The sequence below is a fragment of the Streptomyces sp. NPDC093071 genome, assembly GCF_044754545.1.
Lineage (GTDB): Bacteria > Actinomycetota > Actinomycetes > Streptomycetales > Streptomycetaceae > Streptomyces.
On record NZ_JBIVPH010000004.1, the window covers coordinates 21671 to 41999 of the forward strand.

Below are 20329 nucleotides of genomic sequence, written 5' to 3' on the forward strand. Positions count from 1 at the left end.
GAGGACACCCTCACTCGGCCGACATGAGCCTCTCGTCCGTCATACCCAGACGTGCCTGTTCCTCCTCGACGATCCGACGTGCCAGCTCGGTGTCCGACACGTCGACCGCGTCCGGGGTGGCTTCGGCCACGGCGCTGCGGCGGGCATAGGCATCGAACAGGCGCGTCTTGGCTTCCAGCATCTTCACCATGCGTTCGTCCACGCCTCCGGTGGCGAGGAGGCGGTGCACACGAACCGGCCTGACCTGGCCCATACGGTGGGCCCGGGCCACCGCCTGATGTTCGATTGTCGGCTTGATCTGGGGTTCGCAGATGACGACGACGGAGGCGGCCTGCATGTTGAGGCCGACGCCCGCTGCCTGGATCTGCCCCAGGAGCACCGCCGGGCCCTGGACACCGGCGAAGTCGTCGACGATCTCCTGGCGACGCTGGGCCGGGACGCCGCCGGTCAGCGGACCGAACACCGGAGTGGCCCTGGCGGTTCCGGCCGCGAGGGCCTCCTTCACCACGCCCAGTACGTCCTTGAAGTTGGAGAAGACCACCGTCTTCTGCCCGTTCTCGCCGGCCTCCTGAACGATCTCCCGGAGCCGGTCCAGCTTGGCCGACTTCTCGGGGCGCATGTACGCGGCCCTGCGCATGGCCATGAAGTTACCCGCGCGCACGGCTTCGCGGTACGCCTCCTCGTCCAAAGCGCTCAGCTCCTCCCACTCGTCGGTCTGCTGAAGGCTCGGGAGTTCCGTCAGCACGTCCTCCTGGTTGCGCCGCAGGTAGACCGGGGCCACCGCCTTACGGAAGGCGACCGATCCGGCCAACGCGTCCCGTTCACCGAGGGAGTCCGCGACGTCGCCATCGAGCATCCGGACCAAGTTGCGGAACTCCACCACCCGGTTCTCCATCGGGGTTCCGGTCATGAAGAGGCTGCGCTCACAACGCTCCGTCCACAGGGCGACCGACTGAGACCGTTTGGTCTTCGGGTTCTTCACGGAGTGCGCTTCGTCGACGACCAGCAGCCCGACCTCCCCGCCGCCCGGTGCCGGAAAGCCGCGCAGCGCGTCGAACGTGGTCACCCCAACGCCGCCCCGCCCTTTCCAGTCGGCAAACGCGTAGTGCCGGTCGGGACCATGTAGCACCATGACGCGCAGGGCGCTGCGGGCCTCGATCTCCCGTGTCCAGTTCACGAGGACGCTCGCCGGGCAGACGACCATGAAGTGACTCTGCCCCTCGGCGGCCAGGTGCGCGAGGACGGCGATCGCCTGGATGGTCTTCCCGAGGCCCATCTCGTCGCCGAGTATCACCTTGCGCTGCGCAAGCGCGAACCGTGCGCCGAACGACTGGTAACCGCGCAGGGAGACCCGCCGGTGCGTGTCGTCGAGGTGCTGGGTCCGTACCCGCTCCGCAATCTCGTCCGGCAGAAAGCCCTCTGCGGCAGCCGCGTCCGGCAGCCGCCCGGAAATCTCGGCGAGCAGGCTGTAGTACTCGGCGGAGCGGAGTTCGAAGTCCACCCAGGCCGCGACGTCGGACGAGAGCCCCCGGAGCAGGTCCACCGACGCCTGGGCGAGCAGCTCTGGCAGGCCGGCCTGCTCCGCCTCGTCCACCAGCGACCGGACCTCGGCGACCGCCGCCCACGCGCGAGCCTTCTTCTCCCGGCCGGCCAGCAGCATCCGGACCCTTCCGGCGGCGGGCCTAGCGTCGGCCAGCAGCGGACCTAGCCGTTCCGCCAGGACGGTGGCCTTGTCGACCGCACGCCGGGCGTCAGGGCCGGCCTCCACCAGGACATGCAGGGCCATGACGAGCGCGGTGGTGCTCGGTTCCGGCCGGTCCACGTCGATGTGGACGGCCACGGTCTCGTGCACGGCCTCGGAGAGCCGGCGGGCGGCGGCGAGCATCTGGTCGACGGTGCGCTGCCCGACACCGGGAATCTGCCGCAGCCGGTAGGGGCCCGCTTCGAGAACACTGCCCAGGGTGCGCAGTCCGCTCTTCTCGACGCTCCCCAGCCGCAGCCGCCCTTCGGTGACGTCCTGCAGCCGGGCGACGGGAATGGCGTCGAGCTCCCGCATCACCGCCGCATCATGGATCGGCTTCAGTGCCGCCCGTGCCGCCTCCACTGCCCTTCCATGGTCACCGACCACTGCCTGCGCCGCCTCGTACAGTCGCGTTCCCCTTGCGACTGTGTCCCGCTCGCCACGCCCCACGCTTCCCGCCCCTCTCTGGCCCTCCCCGCATCTTTCCACCGTCCACACGGGGCCTCGGCGGGCATCATGCGCCTAGCCATCGCCCTTCGCAGGGGAGAGAAGTTCGCGAGCGCGACGTTCCACGCTGTCGAAGTTTCGCGCAGAGGCGATCACCGCCTCCAGGTCAGGCCGTGCTTCCGATGGTGAGCCACTGCCAACAGCCTATTCCGCTCTCTGCAGACGTGCCGCCATCTTCTGCTCCATCACGATGTCGCTCGTCGCGAGAATCGACTCGATGTCCAGGTGGGCACCAGCGCGGTCCCCGCTCGCCCAAAGAGCACGCGCCCTGCGAGCCAGTGCGATGTAACGGCGGTTGTAAGTCGTCTCTGCGAGACCAAGCACCGCCGTGCGATCCGCGACGGCGGAGGGCACATCGCCGTCGTCATCGTGGAGGTCTGCCCGGTTATTGAGCGCGCAGGCACGTGCCTCGTCCTCCGCGGAAGAGTCCTCGATGACGGCCGTGAAATCCGCCATCGCGGCGTCCCGATCACCGATATCCAGCCGCGTGATGCCGCGGTTGTTCAGGATGCCCGAGCGGACCGACCAACACGGGTCGCAGTCAGCAAGCGCCTTCGTGAAGAGTTCATTGGCCCTGTGAGCGTCGCCCTCTTTAAGAACGAGATTTGCGAAGCGGAAGCGTGCGGTCACGGCGAGTTCATCAATGCTCTGCCCAGAGATCGATTCCCGCAATGTGTCGAACCAGGAGAAGATCCAATCGAGCGCAGGATGGTCGCTGCGTTGAAGGAGTGGCACGGTGTCCACCACCATTCGCGCACACGACACTGGCGACTCGAGCCAGTCTCCGGCATCGAGCAGGTGCACCAACTGCTCGTGCTCGCTATGGTCGCCGGCGGCACGTTCAACGAAGGCTCGGTACGCCTGCTGGTCGGCCCGCCATGCAAGCTGCAGCAGGCCCACCGCAGCAGCGCGCTCTGTGCCAATTGCGGCCAACCGGTCAAGGACGTATAGCTCGCCGAGGATATCGGGACGCACCCCGTCCAGCAGATCATCGAGCGACACCGCAAGAAAGTCGTCATACAAGTCAGGCAGAAGCCCTGCTGGAGGCGACAACGTCAGCAGGAGGCGGGCATACGCATCAGCCGAGACACCACCGAGCGCTGTCGCCAGGGTTCTCACGTTTCGCGCACGGCGGGCTGGAGAGAATCCACCGATGCTCTGCACCGTCTGACCATCCACGCGTGCATTGAGGCGCCTCAATGCCGCGTCCCGGTCGACGCTCACGCCGTTCCCATCGAGCCAGTCCATCGTCGCAACGAGCGCAAAGAGTGGACGGCGCTCGGCATCGATCTTTTCAGCGTGATCAGCGATGTCCTCGACATTCGTTGACGACAGTTCGGCTCCGGCATACGTGGCTACAGCCTTGATCAGCCTGCGAATGTCTGGGCTAGACAGGCCGCCAAGCTCGCGTGGTAGGCCGTACTGGCTCGCCTGTACGTGGAAGGACTCCTCCATGCGGTGTGTGCGCTGCAGTGTCTCCCACCATGCACCCGCAGCCTGGCGTTCGAGAACAAGTACGCGCACGGGTGCGCTCAGGGGTCGCTGACTGAGGCGGAAAAGTGCCTCTGAGAGCCATTCACTGCGCTGAGCGGCGTAGTCGACTACTACGAGTGTTGGACGCGTCGGTTGGAGGCTTCCCAATGCCGACTGGAAATCATCGCGAAGGAATCCTGCATACCATTCTCCTGCCACCGCCCGGCACAGTTCGATCGCCAGGCGACTTTTACCTGCGCCGGCAGATCCAGTCCAAAGCCACCACGAGAAAGCTTGGTCTGCCTGCAGGAATTCTTTCAATTCTCGAATTTCAGCATCCCGACCGACACTAGCGATGGTCGTGTTGGCGAATGCGAGAAGAGACTCAGACGAGGCAAGCTGCGGCAAGGCCAGCAGAAGGGAGTCGTCTGATTCCCCGACGCCGGCCTCAAGCATCTTGAGGGTTTTACGCTCGGCCTCATTCTTCCACTGCCGAAGTGCCGACGCGGTGTAGCGAAGAACGTCACTGTCAATGAGCTTCCCGCAGTTCTGGCACAGCCAAATGCCATTATGCTCGGACGCACGCTCAACCGGAGTGAGGACAGGATCGTAGCGCGGGCCACCCGGGCTAGCGGCCGTGATGTGCGCGGCGACACCTACATTGACAGCGCCGCTTGACTGCAGCTTGGGCCCTGACGTAGCCGCCCGGCAATCAGGGTTGCTGCACCTGGAAGCGACCCTCCGGGCGAGAGCATCCTTCACTGCCTTGGAGAAGTCATCCCTTGAGGTGCCGAAAGTCTTTTGAGCCATCTGGTCCCCCAGAATAATGCGTTGAACAATCTGACGAGCCCCCGTGACCCAGCTACGACGAACCGCCGAACCCATCTGGCACCCTCATCGCACGGATACCAGAAATTCGTTGACAGACGTCATATACTCGCTTCGCGAGATCGATCACAGGCGTGACGGGAGCAGGCTCTGAAAATTCGCTCTCAAGCTTCCCTCGAAGCACCGGCCAAAGAGCTTCAGCCATGGCGACTTTATCGACCTTGATCCTCATTCGACCGATGGGGACCTTAATGTCGTGATGTGCCGCGCGAGCCTCCTCAAGGAATTGGCGCATTCTCGCTCGCCACTCCAGCGAGTCTGCCTTAGGCTCGCGATCAGCAACATGGGCGATGACAGGAATCAGCTCATCGTCCGTAAAATTGGCCAGTTCGTACTTATCTTCACCCCAGACGTGCACAGTCACCAGGAAGTCGAGGTAGTCCTCGGGAATTTCTGCTCCTTGACTTCGAGCCTCTTCCTGCACCGCTGCAAGCAACGCCTGACGCTCCGCCTCGCACTTCTCAGGCGTCGCCCATTTATTCTCGGCATCCATCGCAATAACCAGTGCCGTAGGGGTAGCGTCCAGAAGCCAGACTTCACCTACCCGCCGGCCGACTCGCGGCGTAACGCCGTATCTAGCAATCAGCTGAGGGCTAACCTTCGACCCTTTGCAGCGCTGCACCCGCACCTGCTGAGGGTCCGTAAGTCCGAGTTCGGCAAGCAGGCGCGGAACGTGAATAAGTTCAGTCTCACCCTCGACTAGCACGATAACTCTGGGGTGGGGGGACAGGCCGAAATCTCCGAGTGCCCGCTCCAGAGTCGCAGCTTCCTCGTATCTCGGATTCAAGCGGTCGTGAAGCGGCGTCCACCACCCCTCCCCGGTTAGGTCAGGCAGCGGCTCAACCAACCTGTCCTCGGCTAGGTCATCGTGGGCCTGCAAGAGCACTTCGGCGGCCACTCGCTTCCACATACAGTCAAGCGGATCAGCCTTCAACTTCGACCAACCCGAGTAGCTGGTATGGCGAACCAGCGGCAACCACTTGATCAGAGGGTCACGAGAGTGCGCTTGCGCGAGAAGGGTCTCGGCGTGCCCCCGAAGGCCAGCTGGGTTGAACCCGCTGAGACTAAGAAGATCTTCCGCGGCGAAACCCGAACGAAATCGCCATAGCTCCTGCTCCTCTACCCCGCCCGGAAGATTAATCCGACCGAGAATGCCGGCGAGGTAGCGCGGCGACAAGGCAGCGAGGGCAAGCACCATCGGGCGAATTCCGCTGGCCGGACGACGGATCGGCCAAATATCGTTCTGTCGAACGATTCTATACCGCACCAGCGCTTCATTCAGGCCAATCAATTGCCAAGACGAATAGATGAAACCGTTCCACCAGCTCCTGGCGTCCACACCGTCAGGGCGCATATAAGGCCAGGCCGCGCTATACCCTTCTTGCCTTGGGTCACGCAAGCGCCCCTCTTGCGCGGCACTCATCACCCAACCTCGCGGGTTCCGTTCGAGAAAAACATTGCCGACATCCACCTGACGGCCCTCTACCGGCGTGTCACTCACCCTATAAAGGGGCACGAGCAGGCCACTATTATGGAGAGCCCGCAGGGTATCCAGGCGCAGGTGATGGCCTCGCTCTTTCGCCTTCCGTATAAACGAACCCGTGTCGAGGAGTTCATCCTGCGTGAAAACGAACGGAATCTTCAGCAAGTCGAGAGTTGATCGCTCTTGATGTTTCACGGCGAAGTCCCCTTTAGGCATGCAGCACAGGACCCTTAACGAAAATATGGACTCCACCATGCATAATTGACCAGGAATAGCGAATCACTGCCATCCGTCGAGCGAGACCTCTTGGCTTCCCTTTAGGTACCGGGCTAGAGCGCTGGCAGTGGTATCGACAAAGGCTTCGGGAATGGCGTTGGCGTCGACCCAGCGGACCTGGGAGTGCTTGCGGGGTTCGCGGTTTTCGGGTTCGCCGGTCCATTCGTGGGCGGCGAACACGACCGTGAGGAAGCCGTTGGGGGCTTCGACGCCCCAGGCGCCGTGGATGATGTGGGCGACCTTGAGGGACTCGGGCTTCACCGTGAGGCCGGTCTCCTCGTAGAGCTCGCGGACTGCGGTTTCGGTGATGGGCTCGCCCGGCTCGCTCTTGCCGACCGGGAGGTCCCACATGCCCTGGGCAAACTTCGCGTTTTCGCTGCGCTGGAGGAGGACGACGCGGTTGGTCGCCTTGTCATGGACGATGACGGCCGCGACCAGCAGGGTCATCGACTCGAGCGCCGGCTCGAGGGCTCGGGAGCGGTCGTCGGTCTGCTGGGCCACGGGGTTCCCTTCGTCGGGCGGGTTGTTGGGCATGTTAGGCGAGGGCCTCGCAGGCGCGGCGGGCGAGATCTGCGGCGCCGGGAACGCGGCGGCGCTGGTAGATCGCGAGAGTGGAGCGGATCGACGTGATCGCCTTCCGGGTCCGGTCGGAGGTCATGCCCCCCCCATGAGGACCAGGGCCTGGGTCCAGGCGGCGACGGCTTCGTCGGCGCGGGCCTGGGCGGCGAGGCTGTCGCCGAGGTCGGCGTGGGTGAGGGCGTGGACGCGCTTGTACTTCTGGGGGTCCCAGCGGGTGAGGGCGTCCCGGTGCTGCTGCTCCGTGCCGATGTGGTCGGCGAGGTCGGTCAGGGTGCGGGCGGTGTGGCTGGCCACGGTGCCATCGGCGGGGCCGCTCACGCGGGAGTAGCTGGGCTGGGGGCCGTCGTCTCGTAGGAGGGCGTCCTCGGCGGCGAGTAGGGCGCGCGCGGCCAAGGGGTTCTCGTTGACCGCGGCGTAGGCGCGGGCGTGCGTGATGTGGAGGAGCGCTTCGGTCTGGCCGTCGACGTGGCCGAGACCTGTGCGGAGGGCGCCTTCGACGAGGTCGACGCAGTGGTGGGGCTGTTTGAGGCTGAGGGCCTGGTGGGCGAGGGCGCGCATCATCCAGGCGGCGTGGCCCTGGGGGTCGGCTTCGCAGGCGAGCTTGTAGCCGACCTGGTAGTAGCGCTGGGCGGCGCCTTCCTGGCCGAGGTCGTGGTGCTTCCACCCTGCGAGGTAGGCGAGTTCGGCGACGGCGCCGAAGGCGGCCCGGCGTAAGGCTTCATTGGGGAAGCGTCCGCGCAGCATGGGGGCGGCGGTGTCGGCGAGGTACGCGGTGACGGTGGTCAGTCCGTGCCCGCCGCCGAGGCGCTCGTCGGCGGCGCTGAAGGCCGCCGTGATCTGCCGTACGACGTCCACGTCCTCTGCCCCGACCAAGGACGTGCCGGCGCGGGCGCGGAGCATGCGGGCGGTGGCTTCGTGGTCGTATCCGAGCGGCATGGCGACGCCGGCGGTGGTGAAGGCCGCGATGGCGAGGAAGCGACGGCGCTCGACGTCGGCGCGGCCCAGGTCGGTGGCGGCAAGGACGGGGTCGGATTCCGCCGGCGCTTCGTCATCGCTGGCCTGGAGGCCGATCTCGGTCTGGGTGACCGTGCGCCCCGCTCGGCGGGACAGTGCCTCGGTCAGGTACTGGCCTACCCGGCCCGACGGGACGCGGGTGCCGTTCGCCCAGTGCGAGATGGCCGACTTGTTGGTCTGGAGGATCTCGCCGTTCTCGGCGGCGATGCGCCGCACGTCTCGGGCGAGGGCCTCGTAGGTGCAGTCGACCGCCGCGATGACGTCGCGCAGACGGGAGTTGGGTTCTCGCTGCGCCGTCACGATCGCCTCCGTCCTGGAGCTGTAAACCGCGTATACCGCTTCAACTGCCTTCCACCGTACCCACTGAGCGTGACCACCGGTTCACTTGTCAGCAGCCGCCCGGAACGGCGCGACCGTGATCCAGGCTCCCCCTTGGTCCAGGCGGCACCCCGAAGTTCCGTACGCCCACACCAGGCTCGGGCATTCCTGTGCCCGAGACCGGCCAATCAGAGACGGAGACACGGTGACCACCATCAACACCACGGCCATCACGGTCGAGCTGCCCGAGGCGTTCGACCCACGCTGGAGCCGCCTGCCCGGCATCCAGGTCGACGGCCGACGCATCACGATCGACCCGGCCGAGTACTTCTTCCGCTTCGAGTCCAACACCTGGCTCGTCGCCGACTGGGAGCTGGTCAAGGCCCAGCTCCTCGACGTGGACGAGACGACCGAGAGCGCGGTCGAGCAGCTCGCGCTCGACTTCATCAAGCAGCACAGCGACTCCACCTCCGACGCCGCCCGCGTCGTGGCCACCGCGTACGAGGTGTACGCCTACCTGTTCCGCGACGAGCACCTGGCCGGCCTCGGCCTGCCGCAGATCACCGCCGACCACCTGCGGATGCTGCGCGAGGCCGCCACGCTCATGGCACTCAACAAGGTCGAGCTCGACGGGCACATCTCCAACGTCGGCCCGTGCTGGTTCTTCCCCGCCGCCACCTCCGTCGTCTTCGACCTGGACGACGAGACGGGCGGGATGCTCGACGAGGTCTACCACGGCGGCTGGTTCAACGAGCACCGCCGCATCAAGTCCATCAAGGCCCACGCCGCCCTCGGCGGCCGGCTCGTGCACGGCTGCCAGTCCGTGCCGGACCAGTCCGGCGGCGTGGTCGCGCCCTACGGTGCCTCGATGGCGAACTTCCGCGACGACCTCGCGGCCTTCAAGGCGGGCTGGATCGAGCAGGTCTACGCCCACCGCGTGAACCCCGCCGCGTAACCACCACCCGATCAGGCTCCGGGGCGGGCCGGCATCCCTCGCCCGCCCCGGACGCCACCACCCCTCCCCGGAGCCCTCACGTGACCACGAACCCCAGCGCCGAACTCCTCGACAACCTGCTCACCGCGACCGGCCAGACCACTGCCGTACGGGAGGAGGTACGCGTGTGGTCCATGTCCGGCGTCGAGCGCGTGACCTTCCCCGACGGCTCCACCGCCATCTTCAAGTACGCCAAGAAGCCCTTCGACAGCGAGGACCAGGCCCTCCGCCTGGCCCACACCCTCGGCGTCCCCGTCCCCCAGGTCCACGCCTCCGCAGTCCTGGACGGCTGGCTCGGCATGCTCCTGGAGGACCTCGGACCGTCCGTCCGCGAGGCCGACGACCTCGACGGCGTCGCCGCGGCCGTGGTCCTGCACGGCACCCGTACGGCTCCGCCCCTGCTCCTCCTCGACCAGGAGCAGCTGCGCACGCTGCCGACCCGGGCGCTGGAGCATCTCGAACTGCTCCGCAAGAACGGTCGGTGGCAGGACGCCGACGACGTCAAGGACGCGCTCGACCAGGTCGCCCAGGCCGCCGAGGCCCGCTCGGCCGGAGCGACGCTGGAACCGTTCGGCTGGGTGCACTCCGAGTTCCACCCCACCAGCCTTCACATCGGCGAGCGTGGCTGGCGGCTGCTCGACTTCGCCCGCGCCTTCACCGGCCCCGGCCTGCTCGACCTCGCCAGCTGGCACGGGACCATCGAGCCTCCGCACCCCGTACGCCTGCGCGTCTTCCTGGAGCAGTACGTCACCGCCGGCGGCACCCCCGACGCCCTCGCCCCGCGCGGCGGGCTCACCGCCGAGAACTGGGCCCTGGGCTGGCACCGCATGTGGGCCGTCGAGTGGTTCCTGGAGCAGGCCGTCCGCTGGATCGACGACCCGGCCACCGACCCCGCCTACCTCAAGGCCGTCCGCCGCCACCTCACCGATGTCCTTCACCTCCTGGGGATCTGACGTGCTCGCCCAGGCATCCCCCTGGCACGTCCACGCCGCCCAGCGCACCGCCGCAAGACTCGCCGAACCCCTCTCCGTACCCGCCCGGATGGAATGGACCACGAGGCCCGGCCAAGGGCCCGGAGCCGACGTCCTCGGCCCCGACCTGCGCGGCAAGCGACTCCTGGAGCTCGGCTGCGGCCCCGGCCACAACGCCGCCCACCTCGCCGCCCGCCACGGCGCCCACGTCACCGGCGTCGACCTGGTCGGCCTGCAAGTCCGCCGCGCCCGCTCCCACTACGGACGGTTGAACAACCTCACCTTCGTCGCCGGCCACGCCCTGCACTACCTGCACGCCCCCGACGAGTACGAGCAGTTCGACGCGATCTACTCCGTCTTCGGCGCCGTCGGCCTGGTCGCCCCTGAACTCCTGCTGCCGACCATCGCCCAATGCCTCACGCCCGGACGAGTTCTCGCCTTCTCCATCCCCCACCCGCAGCGCGGCGGCCGGAGCCCCTCGGGCGACGACCGGCCCCGCCGCGACCACGTCACCCTTCCCGACCGCACCCGGCTCCCCATCGCCCGATGGGAGTTCTCCACGGACCGGTGGGAGAAGCACCTCAGCCAGGCTGGCTTCTGGCTCACCTCGGCCCAGGAGTTCCACGACCCCCGCATGGGCCACTGGCCCACCACCCTGCTGATCCGCGCCCGCAAGCTCTGACCAGCCATTCGCCCCGGCTTCCCGGAGGAACCGATGCGCCCGCCCTACCTGCTCCTCAACATCGACGGCGTCCTTATCCCCTTCCCCGACGAGCACGGCTCGACCCCGGCCACCCACACCCGCCACGACGTCGTCCCCACCGGCCGGAGCGCCGACGCCCCGGTCACCGTCTGGCTCAACCCCGACCACGGCCGCCTGCTCATGGACATCATCCGCACCGGCCTGGTCACCCCCGTCTGGTGCACCAGCTGGCGGCAGGACGCCGCCACGCTCATCGGACCCCTCCTGGGCCTCACGAACCTGCCGTACATCGACCTGCCGCGCCCCCGCATCACCACCAGCCACCCCAACGGCTACCTCTGGAAACGCGACCACGTCGACGACTGGCTGGGCGACGCCCCCGTCGTCTGGATCGACGACGACTTCACCGATCTCGACCACGTCTGGGCCATGGAACGCACTGCCAAGGGAATGCCGACCCTCCTCGTACAGCCCGACCCGCACCAAGGGCTGCAGCCCGAGCACCTGGCCGACCTCACGACGTGGGGACTGCAGGTGCCCGCGGCTCACGCCGCCTGACGGCTGATGTCCTCACCGCCACGAGCGGTGAGGACGTCAGGATGCACTGCGGGGCCTCCGTACGGAACAAAAAGGCCGTCCGACCCGCTGCGGAGCGGGTCGGACGGCCTTTTGCCGGACGCATTAGACGTTGAAGCGGAACTCCACCACGTCCCCGTCCTGCATCACGTACTCCTTGCCCTCCATCCGCGCCTTGCCCGCCGCGCGGGCGTCGGCGACCGAGCCCGTTTCGACGAGGTCGGTGAAGGAGATGACCTCGGCCTTGATGAAGCCCTTCTGGAAGTCGGTGTGGATGACGCCGGCCGCCTCGGGGGCCGTGGCGCCCTTCTTGATCGTCCAGGCGCGGGATTCCTTGGGGCCGGCCGTCAGGTAGGTCTGGAGGCCGAGGGTGTCGAAGCCGACGCGGGCGAGGGTGGCGAGGCCGGGCTCCTCGGCGCCGACGGACTGGAGGAGCTCCATGGCGTCCTCCTCGTCCAGCTCCGCCAGGTCCTGCTCCAGCTTGGCGTTCAGGAAGATCGCCTCCGCCGGGGCGACCAGGGCGCTCTGCTCCGCCTTGAAGGCGTCGTCCGTCAGCTCGTCCTCGTCCACGTTGAAGACGTAGAGGAACGGCTTCGTCGTCAGCAGGTGCAGGTCGTGGAGGAGCTCCGCCTTCTCCGAGCCCTGGACGATGCCCTGCGAGAAGAGGGTGTCGCCCTTCTCCAGGATCGCCTGGGCGGCCTCGACGGCAGCGACCTTGGGTGCCGTGTCCTTCTTGATCCGCATCTCCTTCTGGAGGCGCGGCAGGACCTTCTCGATCGTCTGGAGGTCCGCGAGGATCAGCTCCGTGTTGATCGTCTCGATGTCGTCCTTCGGCGAGACCTTGCCGTCGACGTGCACGACGTTCTCGTCCTTGAAGGCGCGGATGACCTGGCAGATCGCGTCCGACTCGCGGATGTTCGCGAGGAACTTGTTGCCCAGTCCCTCGCCCTCGCTCGCGCCGCGCACGATGCCCGCGATGTCGACGAAGTCGACCGTCGCCGGGAGCACGCGCTGCGAGCCGAAGATCTCCGCCAGCTTGGTCAGCCGGGCGTCCGGGACGCCGACGACGCCGACGTTGGGCTCGATCGTGGCGAACGGGTAGTTGGCCGCCAGCACGTCGTTCTTGGTCAGGGCGTTGAACAGGGTCGACTTGCCGACATTCGGCAGACCGACGATTCCGATCGTGAGCGACACGGTGGCGACTTCCTGAAGTGTGGATGGTGGGCCGATCCCCCAGTTTACGGGCGGGGCGAACCGGCCAGTGACGCCCGCCTTCGGTCGTTCTCGGGGGCAAGGTCACCCAAAGGGCGTGTCCCGGACCCGGTTCCCGCCCCCTCCCGACCTACGTTGGTCGGGTGGAGCAGCACAGGACAAGTCAGCCCCAGGGGCGCCGACGGCCGAAAACGTCCGGTTCGCCGGCCGCCGCCCCGCCGCCCGCCGCGCCCTCCGGACCCCTCGTGGAGGGCGCCGCCGTGTACCGCGTGACCGGCAGAGCCCCCCGTACCCCCGGCGGCGCCCGCGTCGAGCGGGCCCCGGCGCCGGGCGCTCCCGGACGTGCCCCCGGCCGCGCCCCGGGGTCCGCCCCCGGCCGGCGGCCCGGCGGCCGGCCCGTGCCCCCCGTCGTCCTCGCCCTGCGGCGGCTGCCCGCGCCCCGCCTCACCGGGCTCGGCGCCGGGCTCTTCGCCTCCGCCGTCATGCTGACGGTCGGCTTCCTCGACCTGCTGCTCCTGGACGGCTCCCCCGCCGCCTACGGGCTGCTGTTCCTGCCGGTCAGCGCCCTGACTGCGCTCTGGGTCCGTACCGCCGACCTGGTCACCGCCCCCATCTCCGTCCCCATCGCCTTCGCCGTCGGCGTCCTGCCCATCGCGGGCGGCACGGGCGGCCTCGGCGGCCAGGCCATGGCCGTCGTGACCGCCCTCGCCGTGCACGCCGGGTGGCTGTACGGCGGCACCCTGGTCGCCGGCGTCATCGCCAGCGTCCGGAAGGTGCGGGACATGGGGCGGCGACAGCGGCGCGCCCGGACCGCCACCGGGACCACCGGGACCACCGGAACCGTCAAGTCCACCGGGACCACCGCGGCCGTCACCCCCGTCGCCCCCGTCGCCAAGAGCACGAAGAGCGCCAAGGCCGCCAAGGCCCGGTGAGCCGCCGGGGCCGCGGCGAGCCCCCGCGCCCCTACGCCCTTCCTGCCGCCGCCATCGCTGCCCCCACGATCCCCGCGTTGTTCTCCAGCTCCGCCGGGACGATCTCCGCGCGGATGCCCTCGATCAGCGGCAGGAACTTGTCCGCCTTGCGGCTGACGCCGCCGCCGATGATGAAGAGCTCCGGCGAGAACAGCATCTCCACGTGCGCGAGGTACTTCTGGACCCGCTTGGTCGCCCAGTGCTCCCAGCTGAGGTCCTCGTCCTCCTTGGCCTTCGTCGAGGCCCGCTTCTCCGCGTCGTGGCCCTTGAGCTCCAGGTGCCCCAGCTCCGTGTTCGGGACGAGCCGGCCGTCCACGAAGAGGGCCGAGCCGATGCCCGTGCCCAGGGTCAGCACGATCACCGTGCCCTTGCGGCCCCGGCCCGCGCCGAAGGTCATCTCCGCGATCCCGGCCGCGTCCGCGTCGTTCAGGACGGTCACCGGAAGGCCCCCGACGCGTTCGCCGATGAGCGCGCCCGCGTCGACGTCGATCCAGGACTTGTCCACGTTCGCGGCGGTACGGATCGTGGAGCCCGTCACCACGCCGGGGAAGGTCACCCCCACCGGGCCGGTCCAGCCGAAGTGCGCCACGACCTCCGCGACGCAGCCCGCCACACCGTCGGGTGTGGCGGGCTGCGGGGTCAGTACCTTGTGGCGCTCCTCGGCGAGCGCGCCGCGCTCCAGGTCCACGGGAGCGCCCTTGATGCCCGAGCCGCCGATGTCCACTCCGAAGACGTTCATGGACCCACCGTAAGGGCTGGGGCGGCCCGTTACTCCCCGACCGGGTCGGCGCGCGACCGGCCGGCCGGCCTACTTCTCGGCCGGGTCGCCCGCGCCGAGGCGCTCCGCCACCGCCCGCAGGTCCTTGTCGCGGAGCTCCTTGGGGAGCGAGAAGGTCAGGGACTCGTCGGCCGTCTTGACGATCTCGACGTCCGCGTAGCCGCGCTCGGCCAGCCACTCCAGGACCTCCTGCACCAGGACGTCCGGGACGGAGGCGCCGGAGGAGAGGCCGACGCTGGTCACGCCCTCCAGCCAGGCCTCGTCGATCTCGCTCGCGAAGTCCACGAGGTACGCGGCGGGCACGCCGGCCTGCTTGGCGACCTCGACCATGCGGATCGAGTTCGAGGAGTTCTTCGAGCCGACGACGATCACCAGGTCGGCCTGCCCGGCCAGCTCCTTGATCGCGGTCTGGCGGTTCTGCGTGGCGTAGCAGATGTCGTCGGACGGCGGGGAGATCAGCTGCGGGAACTTCTCCTTCAGCGCGTCGACCGTCTCCATCGTCTCGCTCACCGACAGCGTGGTCTGGGAGAGCCAGACGACCCGGGAGGGGTCGCGGACCTCGACCTTGGCGACGTCCTCGGGGCCGTCGACCAGCTGGATGTGGTCGGGGGCCTCGCCGGAGGTGCCGATGACCTCCTCGTGGCCCTCGTGGCCGATGAGGAGGATGTCGAAGTCCTCCTTGGCGAAGCGGACGGCCTCCTTGTGGACCTTGGTGACCAGCGGGCAGGTGGCGTCGATGGTCGCGAGCCGGCCCTGGCGGGCCTCCTCGTGGACGGTCGGGGCGACGCCGTGCGCGGAGAACATCACGATGTTGCCCGGCGGCACCTCGGTCGCCTGGTCGACGAAGATCGCGCCCTTCCGCTCCAGGGTCTGGACGACGTACTTGTTGTGGACGATCTCGTGCCGGACGTAGATCGGGGCCCCGTACTGCTCCAGGGCCTTCTCCACCGCGATCACGGCACGGTCCACGCCCGCGCAGTAGCCGCGGGGAGCGGCGAGCAGGACACGCTTCGGGCGGTTCGTCGCGGAGGCGGAATCGGGCGTCGGCGCGGGCGTTGCAGTCATGCGTCCCATCGTAAGGCCGCGTCCCCGCGCGCCCGCGTCGGCGGGCGCCCCGGACGGGCTCCGCGCCCCCCGTCTCCGCCACGTCCCCGTCTCCGCCACGTCCCCGTATCCGCCACGCCCCCCGTCTCCGCCACGGCCGCGTCGCTCAGCGGTTCGGCCGCCGTCGTGGCCGAAACTGACCCCATGGCCGAGGAATCGCAGGTGGCGGCGGGCGGGAACGGCGACGGTGGCGGCGGCGGTAACGGTGGTGGTGGCGGTACGGACCACACGGGGCTCCGTCGGAACCTCGGGTTCCGCGACCTGGTCGTCTACGGACTGCTCTTCATCGCGCCCATGGCGCCGGTCGGCGTCTTCGGGACGCTCGACGCCAAGTCGCACGGCGCGGTCGCGCTCGTGTACGTGGTGGCGACGGTCGCCATGGCGTTCACGGCGTTCAGCTACGCCCAGATGGTGCGGGTCGCCCCGCAGGCCGGTTCCGTCTTCACGTACGCCCGCAAGGGCCTCGGGGAGGGGCCGGGCTTCGTCGCCGGGTGGATGGCGATGCTCGACTACCTGCTGATCCCCGCCGTCGCCTACCTCTTCGCGGGCATCGCCATGGAGGCGCTGGTCCCGGCGGTCGACCGGTGGGTGTGGACCGGGATCGCGGTGGTCCTCACCACCCTGCTCAACCTGTGGGGCGTCCGGGCGGCGGCCCGCGTCGGCTTCGCCGTGCTCGCGATGGAGATCGCCGTCCTGCTCGTCTTCGTCGTGTCGGCCGTGGTGGTGCTCGTACGGGACGGGGCGCAGCGCGACTGGTGGTCGCCGCTGACCGGCGACGCGTCGTTCTCGCTCGCGGCGGTGTTCGGCGCGGTCTCGGTCGCCGTCCTCTCCTACCTGGGCTTCGACGCGATCGCCTCCTTCGCGGAGGAGGTCACGGGCGGCTCGGCGAAGGTGGCGCGGGCGCTGCTCTTCTGCCTGGCGCTCGCGGGCGTGCTCTTCGTGGCGCAGACCTGGCTGGTGGCGCTGCTCGAACCGGTCTCCTCGGCCGAGCTCGCCGCCGACCCCGGCAAGCAGGGGTCCGCCTTCTACGACGCCGTGGACGCCTCGGTCGGAGACTGGCTGCACGACCTGGTGGCCGCCTCCAAGGCGATCGGCGCGGCCTTCGCGGCGCTGGCGGGGCAGGCGGCTGGCGGGCGGCTGCTCTTCGCGATGGGCCGCGACCGGCGGCTGCCGCACCTGCTGGCCCGCACGGACGGGGGCGTGCCGCGCGTGGCGCTGCTGGTGTCGGCCACGGTGACGATGGTCGCGGCGGTGTGGGCGGCCCGGCGGGACGACGGCCTCGACCACCTGGTGTCGGTGGTCGACGTCGGCGCGCTCACGGCCTTCGTCCTGCTGCACGCGAGCGTGGTGGGCTGGTTCGCCGTACGGAGGGCGGAGGGGCCGCCGCACGTGCTGAAGCACGTGGTGGCGCCGGTCGTCGGCGCCGCGATCCTGGTCGCGGTGATCGTCGAGGCCTCGGCGGCGGCCCAGGTGGTGGGCGTGGTGTGGCTGGGCGTCGGCCTGGTGGTCCTGGCCGTCCAGGGGGCTTCGCGGACGCGGTGAGCACGCAGGGGGCACACGGGACCCCGCCCCGCCCCGTACAGCCGCCCCGTACGGCCGTCCCGCCCCCGTCCGCCGTCCTGACGTTGTCGTACCGCGCCGTTACGCTCGGTCCATGGCTCTGACTACGTCCGCCGAAACGCCGCTTCCCGTCGGTGAGGTCTCCCGGATGATCGGGGGCTGGATCGACCGGCTCGGGGCCGCCTGGGTCGAGGGGCAGATCACGCAGCTGTCGCGGCGCCCCGGCGCCGGGGTCGTCTTCCTGACGCTCCGGGACCCCTCGCACGACGTCTCCGTCGGCGTCACCTGCTACCGGCAGGTCTTCGACGCGGTCGCGGACGTCGTGTCGGAGGGGGCCAGGGTCGTCGTGCACGCCAAGCCCGAGTGGTACGCGCCGCGCGGGCAGCTGTCGCTGCGGGCCGCCGAGATCAAGCCGGTCGGGATCGGGGAGCTGCTCGCCCGGCTCGAACAGCTGAAGCGGTCCCTGGCGGCCGAGGGGCTGTTCGCGCTCGACCGGAAGAAGCCGCTGCCGTTCCTGCCGCGCCGGATCGGCCTGGTCTGCGGTCGCGCGTCGGCGGCCGAGCGGGACGTCCTGGAGAACGCGCGGCGCCGCTGGCCCGCCGTCGCCTTCGAGGTGCGGAACGTCGCGGTGCAGGGCGTGAAGGCGGTCCCGCAGGTCGTCCAGGCCGTCCGGGAGCTCGACGCGGACGGGGACGTCGACGTGATCATCGTGGCCCGGGGCGGCGGCAGCGTCGAGGACCTGCTGCCGTTCTCGGACGAGCAGCTCGTCCGGACCGTGGCCGACTGCCGTACGCCGGTGGTCTCCGCGATCGGGCACGAGCCGGACTCGCCCCTGCTCGACCTGGTGGCCGATCTGCGCGCCTCGACGCCGACGGACGCGGCCAAGAAGGTCGTCCCGGACGTCGGGGAGGAGCTGGAGCGGGTGCGCGGCCTGCGCGACCGGGCGCTGCGGACCGTGCAGGGGCTCCTGGACCGGGAGGAGCGCGGCCTGGCGCACGCGCTGGCCCGGCCCGTCATGGAGCAGCCGCTGCGGATGGTCGAGGTCCGCGAGGACGAGGTGTCCGCGCTGCTCGCCCGGAGCCGGCGGGTCCTCGGCCACCTCCTCGACCGGGCCGACTCGGAGCTCTCGCACACCCGGGCGCGGGTCCGGGCGCTGTCGCCCGCGGCGACGCTCGACCGGGGGTACGCGGTGCTCCAGCGGGCGGACGGCACGGTGGTCCGCTCCCCGGAGGAGGTCGCCGGGAACGAGGAGCTGCGGGCCCGGGTCGCGGAGGGCGACTTCGCGGTACGGCGCGTGGCGGACTCCGGCTGAGCGGCCGCGGCCCCCTCTTCATCCACCAGCACATCGACGGAAGGACGCACATGGCAACGGGCACGGGCAGGGACACGAAGGACACGGACGAGGCGGCGCTCGGCTACGAGCAGGCGCGGGACGAGCTGATCGAGGTCGTCCGGCGGCTCGAAGCGGGCGGGACCACCCTGGAGGACTCCCTCGCTCTCTGGGAGCGCGGCGAGGAGCTGGCGAAGGTCTGCCGGCTCCGCCTGGAGGGCGCCCGGGCCCGCCTGGACGCGGCGCTGGCGGCGGACGCGGACGGCGAGGACGGCACCGGCGACGGGGAGTGACCCGAGGGGACGCGGACGGCAGCGGCGGACGGCACCCGGCACCCGGCACCCGGCACCCGGCGGTGGCCTTTCCGGCCGCACCCGCCCTGGCGTAGACTCACGAGTGAACCGGATCACTATCCGGATTGGATAGTTGAACTTTCACCAATCATGGGCGTACTGTCGGGGACGTCGCTCGAACTTTGTACGAGCAACCCCCACCTTGTGCAGTTTTGTGCAGTCCGGAAGGTACGCAGCATGTCTCTCGCCCTTGACCCCGCCGCCCAGGACCTCCTCTTCCGCGAGGCCCGCACCGCCAACACGTTCACCGACGAGCCGGTGACCGACGAGCAGGTCCAGGCGATCTACGACCTGGTGAAGTACGGCCCCACCGCCTTCAACCAGACCCCGCTGCGCATCACCCTGGTCCGCTCCCCCGAGGCCCGCGAGCGCCTGGTCAAGCACATGGCCGAGGGCAACCGTCCCAAGACCGCCACCGCGCCGCTCGTCGCGATCCTCTCCGCCGACAACGAGTTCCACGAGGAACTCCCGGCGCTGCTCCCGCACTTCCCGCAGGCCAAGGACATGTTCTTCGCCGAGCGCCCGGTCCGCGAGCAGTCCGCCCTGCTGAACGCCGCCCTCCAGGCCGCGTACTTCATCGTCGGCGTCCGCGCCGCCGGCCTGGCCGCCGGCCCGATGACCGGCCTGGACTTCGCCGGCGTCCAGAAGGAGTTCCTCGACGCCGACCACACCCCGCTGATGGTCGTCAACATCGGCAAGCCGGGCGAGGACGCCTGGTTCCCGCGCTCCCCGCGCCTCTCCTTCGACGAGGTCGTCACCACCGTCTGAGACCGGTGACCACGGCCCGTATGGGCACGGCGAAGGGCCCCGCACTCCACGAGTGCGGGGCCCTTTCCGTACGCCGCGCGCCGTAACGCCGTGCGCCGTACGTCCTCGCGTACCGCTCAGACCTTCTGCGACCGGAGCGAGCCCGCCATCTCGGCCAGCCGCTCGAAGGACGCCGTGCCGGTCACCACGGTCGTCGCGCCGCCCTCCGTCCGCACGAGCGCGTCGTACTTCGGGCCCTCCCAGCGCTGCCAGACCTGGCCGGCCACCGTCTGGGTCTTCCCGGTGTCCTTCGCCTTCTGCGTCACCTTGGGCACGAACGTGCCCGGCTCCGCCGTCGACTGGTGGACGGCCACGTACTGCGTGTCCGGGGAGAGGAAGCCGAGCTGCCAGGCGTCGGCGTTCTCGCGCTTGTACGAGACGACCGTCGCCTTCCAGCCGTCTTCGAGGCCCTCGGGGGCCAGCACCGGGTACGGCGCCGCCCGCTGGGCCGTCAGGAGCTCGACCCGGTAGTCCTTCGCCTTCACCGGGTCCGCGTGCTCGTCGTGCGGGATGAAGAGATACATCACGCCCGCGGCGACCATGATCACACCGAGGGACTGGAACATCCCGCGTACCGTCTGCCTGCCTCGCATACCTGCCACGCCCCCCATGGTCGCATCACGGTCCCGCGCTCATACGTGGGCCCCTCTGCTCAATTTGTCGACCTGACGATAGAGTCGCAGCACCCTCT

17 protein-coding genes and 1 pseudogene are annotated in these 20329 nt (G+C 69.3%); 9 read left to right on the forward strand and 9 right to left on the reverse strand.

Annotation, left to right across the window (positions count from 1 at the left end; genetic code table 11):
• Positions 1–10: 10 nt before the first annotated feature.
• The 5 genes and pseudogenes from ACIQD7_RS16965 to ACIQD7_RS16985 form a co-directional block, all read right to left on the reverse strand.
• Positions 11–2104 (reverse strand): DEAD/DEAH box helicase, encoded by a 2094-nt coding sequence (locus ACIQD7_RS16965; protein WP_402442402.1) that lies wholly within the window; start codon positions 2102–2104, stop codon positions 11–13.
• A gap of 288 nt (positions 2105–2392) precedes the next feature.
• The gene (locus tag ACIQD7_RS16970; RefSeq protein WP_402442404.1) at positions 2393–4177 is read right to left on the reverse strand and encodes a hypothetical protein; all 1785 of its coding nucleotides are present in this window, start codon (positions 4175–4177) and stop codon (positions 2393–2395) included.
• Between the two features lie 406 nt (positions 4178–4583).
• Positions 4584–6308 (reverse strand): hypothetical protein, encoded by a 1725-nt coding sequence (locus tag ACIQD7_RS16975; protein ID WP_402442406.1) that lies wholly within the window; start codon positions 6306–6308, stop codon positions 4584–4586.
• Positions 6309–6371: 63 nt separating this feature from the next.
• Positions 6372–6902 carry an NUDIX domain-containing protein gene (locus ACIQD7_RS16980; RefSeq protein WP_402442407.1) on the reverse strand — a complete coding sequence of 177 codons (531 nt, stop codon included), beginning with the start codon at positions 6900–6902 and terminating at the stop codon, positions 6372–6374.
• A gap of 1 nt (position 6903) precedes the next feature.
• A pseudogene (locus ACIQD7_RS16985) lies at positions 6904–8261 on the reverse strand (tetratricopeptide repeat protein).
• A gap of 223 nt (positions 8262–8484) precedes the next feature.
• On the opposite strand from ACIQD7_RS16985, the gene ACIQD7_RS16990 reads away from it, so the two are divergent.
• The 4 genes from ACIQD7_RS16990 to ACIQD7_RS17005 all read left to right on the forward strand — a co-directional run bounded on the left by ACIQD7_RS16990 (position 8485) and on the right by ACIQD7_RS17005 (position 11505).
• Positions 8485–9234 carry a hypothetical protein gene (locus ACIQD7_RS16990; RefSeq protein ID WP_402442409.1) on the forward strand — a complete coding sequence of 250 codons (750 nt, stop codon included), beginning with the start codon at positions 8485–8487 and terminating at the stop codon, positions 9232–9234.
• Positions 9235–9314: 80 nt separating this feature from the next.
• Complete coding sequence (locus tag ACIQD7_RS16995) at positions 9315–10226, forward strand: aminoglycoside phosphotransferase family protein (protein ID WP_402442411.1); 912 nt, start codon at positions 9315–9317, stop codon at positions 10224–10226.
• 1 nt (position 10227) lies between these two features.
• Positions 10228–10926, forward strand: coding sequence for a class I SAM-dependent methyltransferase (locus ACIQD7_RS17000; RefSeq protein WP_402442413.1), 699 nt, complete (start codon positions 10228–10230; stop codon positions 10924–10926).
• A 33-nt stretch (positions 10927–10959) separates the two neighbouring features.
• Positions 10960–11505 (forward strand): HAD domain-containing protein, encoded by a 546-nt coding sequence (locus ACIQD7_RS17005; RefSeq protein WP_402442415.1) that lies wholly within the window; start codon positions 10960–10962, stop codon positions 11503–11505.
• A gap of 123 nt (positions 11506–11628) precedes the next feature.
• On the opposite strand, the gene ychF is transcribed toward ACIQD7_RS17005, so the two are convergent.
• Positions 11629–12717, reverse strand: coding sequence for a redox-regulated ATPase YchF (ychF, locus tag ACIQD7_RS17010; protein ID WP_121833549.1), 1089 nt, complete (start codon positions 12715–12717; stop codon positions 11629–11631).
• A gap of 287 nt (positions 12718–13004) precedes the next feature.
• On the opposite strand from ychF, the gene ACIQD7_RS17015 reads away from it, so the two are divergent.
• The gene (locus ACIQD7_RS17015; RefSeq protein WP_402442417.1) at positions 13005–13667 is read left to right on the forward strand and encodes a DUF6542 domain-containing protein; all 663 of its coding nucleotides are present in this window, start codon (positions 13005–13007) and stop codon (positions 13665–13667) included.
• Positions 13668–13698: 31 nt separating this feature from the next.
• Here the strand turns inward: ACIQD7_RS17015 and ppgK are convergent, their stop codons facing one another.
• Both ppgK and ACIQD7_RS17025 read right to left on the reverse strand, forming a co-directional pair.
• A complete protein-coding gene (gene ppgK / locus ACIQD7_RS17020) occupies positions 13699–14445 on the reverse strand; it encodes a polyphosphate--glucose phosphotransferase (RefSeq protein WP_402442419.1) in 747 nt (248 codons plus the stop codon).
• Positions 14446–14514: 69 nt separating this feature from the next.
• Entirely contained in the window at positions 14515–15558 is a 1044-nt protein-coding gene (locus tag ACIQD7_RS17025) for a 4-hydroxy-3-methylbut-2-enyl diphosphate reductase (RefSeq protein WP_202527247.1), read from the reverse strand.
• Between the two features lie 174 nt (positions 15559–15732).
• Between ACIQD7_RS17025 and ACIQD7_RS17030 the strand changes: the two genes are divergently transcribed.
• From ACIQD7_RS17030 to ACIQD7_RS17045, 4 genes are all read left to right on the forward strand, one after another.
• Positions 15733–17130 carry an APC family permease gene (locus ACIQD7_RS17030; RefSeq protein WP_402442422.1) on the forward strand — a complete coding sequence of 466 codons (1398 nt, stop codon included), beginning with the start codon at positions 15733–15735 and terminating at the stop codon, positions 17128–17130.
• 112 nt (positions 17131–17242) lie between these two features.
• Positions 17243–18460 carry an exodeoxyribonuclease VII large subunit gene (xseA, locus tag ACIQD7_RS17035; RefSeq protein ID WP_402442424.1) on the forward strand — a complete coding sequence of 406 codons (1218 nt, stop codon included), beginning with the start codon at positions 17243–17245 and terminating at the stop codon, positions 18458–18460.
• A gap of 50 nt (positions 18461–18510) precedes the next feature.
• Positions 18511–18771 (forward strand): exodeoxyribonuclease VII small subunit, encoded by a 261-nt coding sequence (locus tag ACIQD7_RS17040; RefSeq protein ID WP_402442426.1) that lies wholly within the window; start codon positions 18511–18513, stop codon positions 18769–18771.
• 237 nt (positions 18772–19008) lie between these two features.
• Positions 19009–19599 carry a malonic semialdehyde reductase gene (locus tag ACIQD7_RS17045; protein WP_121832571.1) on the forward strand — a complete coding sequence of 197 codons (591 nt, stop codon included), beginning with the start codon at positions 19009–19011 and terminating at the stop codon, positions 19597–19599.
• A 116-nt stretch (positions 19600–19715) separates the two neighbouring features.
• Here ACIQD7_RS17045 and ACIQD7_RS17050 read toward each other — a convergent pair whose 3' ends face one another.
• Complete coding sequence (locus tag ACIQD7_RS17050; RefSeq protein ID WP_202527243.1) at positions 19716–20249, reverse strand: DUF4245 domain-containing protein; 534 nt, start codon at positions 20247–20249, stop codon at positions 19716–19718.
• Positions 20250–20329 lie beyond the last annotated feature (80 nt).

Excerpts from the sequence above, each read along its gene's own strand:
- ACIQD7_RS16970 (WP_402442404.1), bottom strand. The coding sequence starts at position 4,177 with ATGCTTGAGGCCGGCGTCGGGGAATCAGACGACTCCCTTCTGCTGGCC.
- ACIQD7_RS16975 (WP_402442406.1), bottom strand. The coding sequence starts at position 6,308 with ATGCCTAAAGGGGACTTCGCCGTGAAACATCAAGAGCGATCAACTCTC.
- ACIQD7_RS16980 (WP_402442407.1), bottom strand. The coding sequence starts at position 6,902 with ATGCCCAACAACCCGCCCGACGAAGGGAACCCCGTGGCCCAGCAGACC.
- ACIQD7_RS17005 (WP_402442415.1), top strand. The coding sequence starts at position 10,960 with ATGCGCCCGCCCTACCTGCTCCTCAACATCGACGGCGTCCTTATCCCC.
- ppgK (WP_402442419.1), bottom strand. The coding sequence starts at position 14,445 with ATGAACGTCTTCGGAGTGGACATCGGCGGCTCGGGCATCAAGGGCGCT.
- ACIQD7_RS17025 (WP_202527247.1), bottom strand. The coding sequence starts at position 15,558 with ATGGGACGCATGACTGCAACGCCCGCGCCGACGCCCGATTCCGCCTCC.
- ACIQD7_RS17030 (WP_402442422.1), top strand. The coding sequence starts at position 15,733 with ATGGCCGAGGAATCGCAGGTGGCGGCGGGCGGGAACGGCGACGGTGGC.
- xseA (WP_402442424.1), top strand. The coding sequence starts at position 17,243 with ATGGCTCTGACTACGTCCGCCGAAACGCCGCTTCCCGTCGGTGAGGTC.
- ACIQD7_RS17040 (WP_402442426.1), top strand. The coding sequence starts at position 18,511 with ATGGCAACGGGCACGGGCAGGGACACGAAGGACACGGACGAGGCGGCG.
- ACIQD7_RS17045 (WP_121832571.1), top strand. The coding sequence starts at position 19,009 with ATGTCTCTCGCCCTTGACCCCGCCGCCCAGGACCTCCTCTTCCGCGAG.
- ACIQD7_RS17050 (WP_202527243.1), bottom strand. The coding sequence starts at position 20,249 with ATGGGGGGCGTGGCAGGTATGCGAGGCAGGCAGACGGTACGCGGGATG.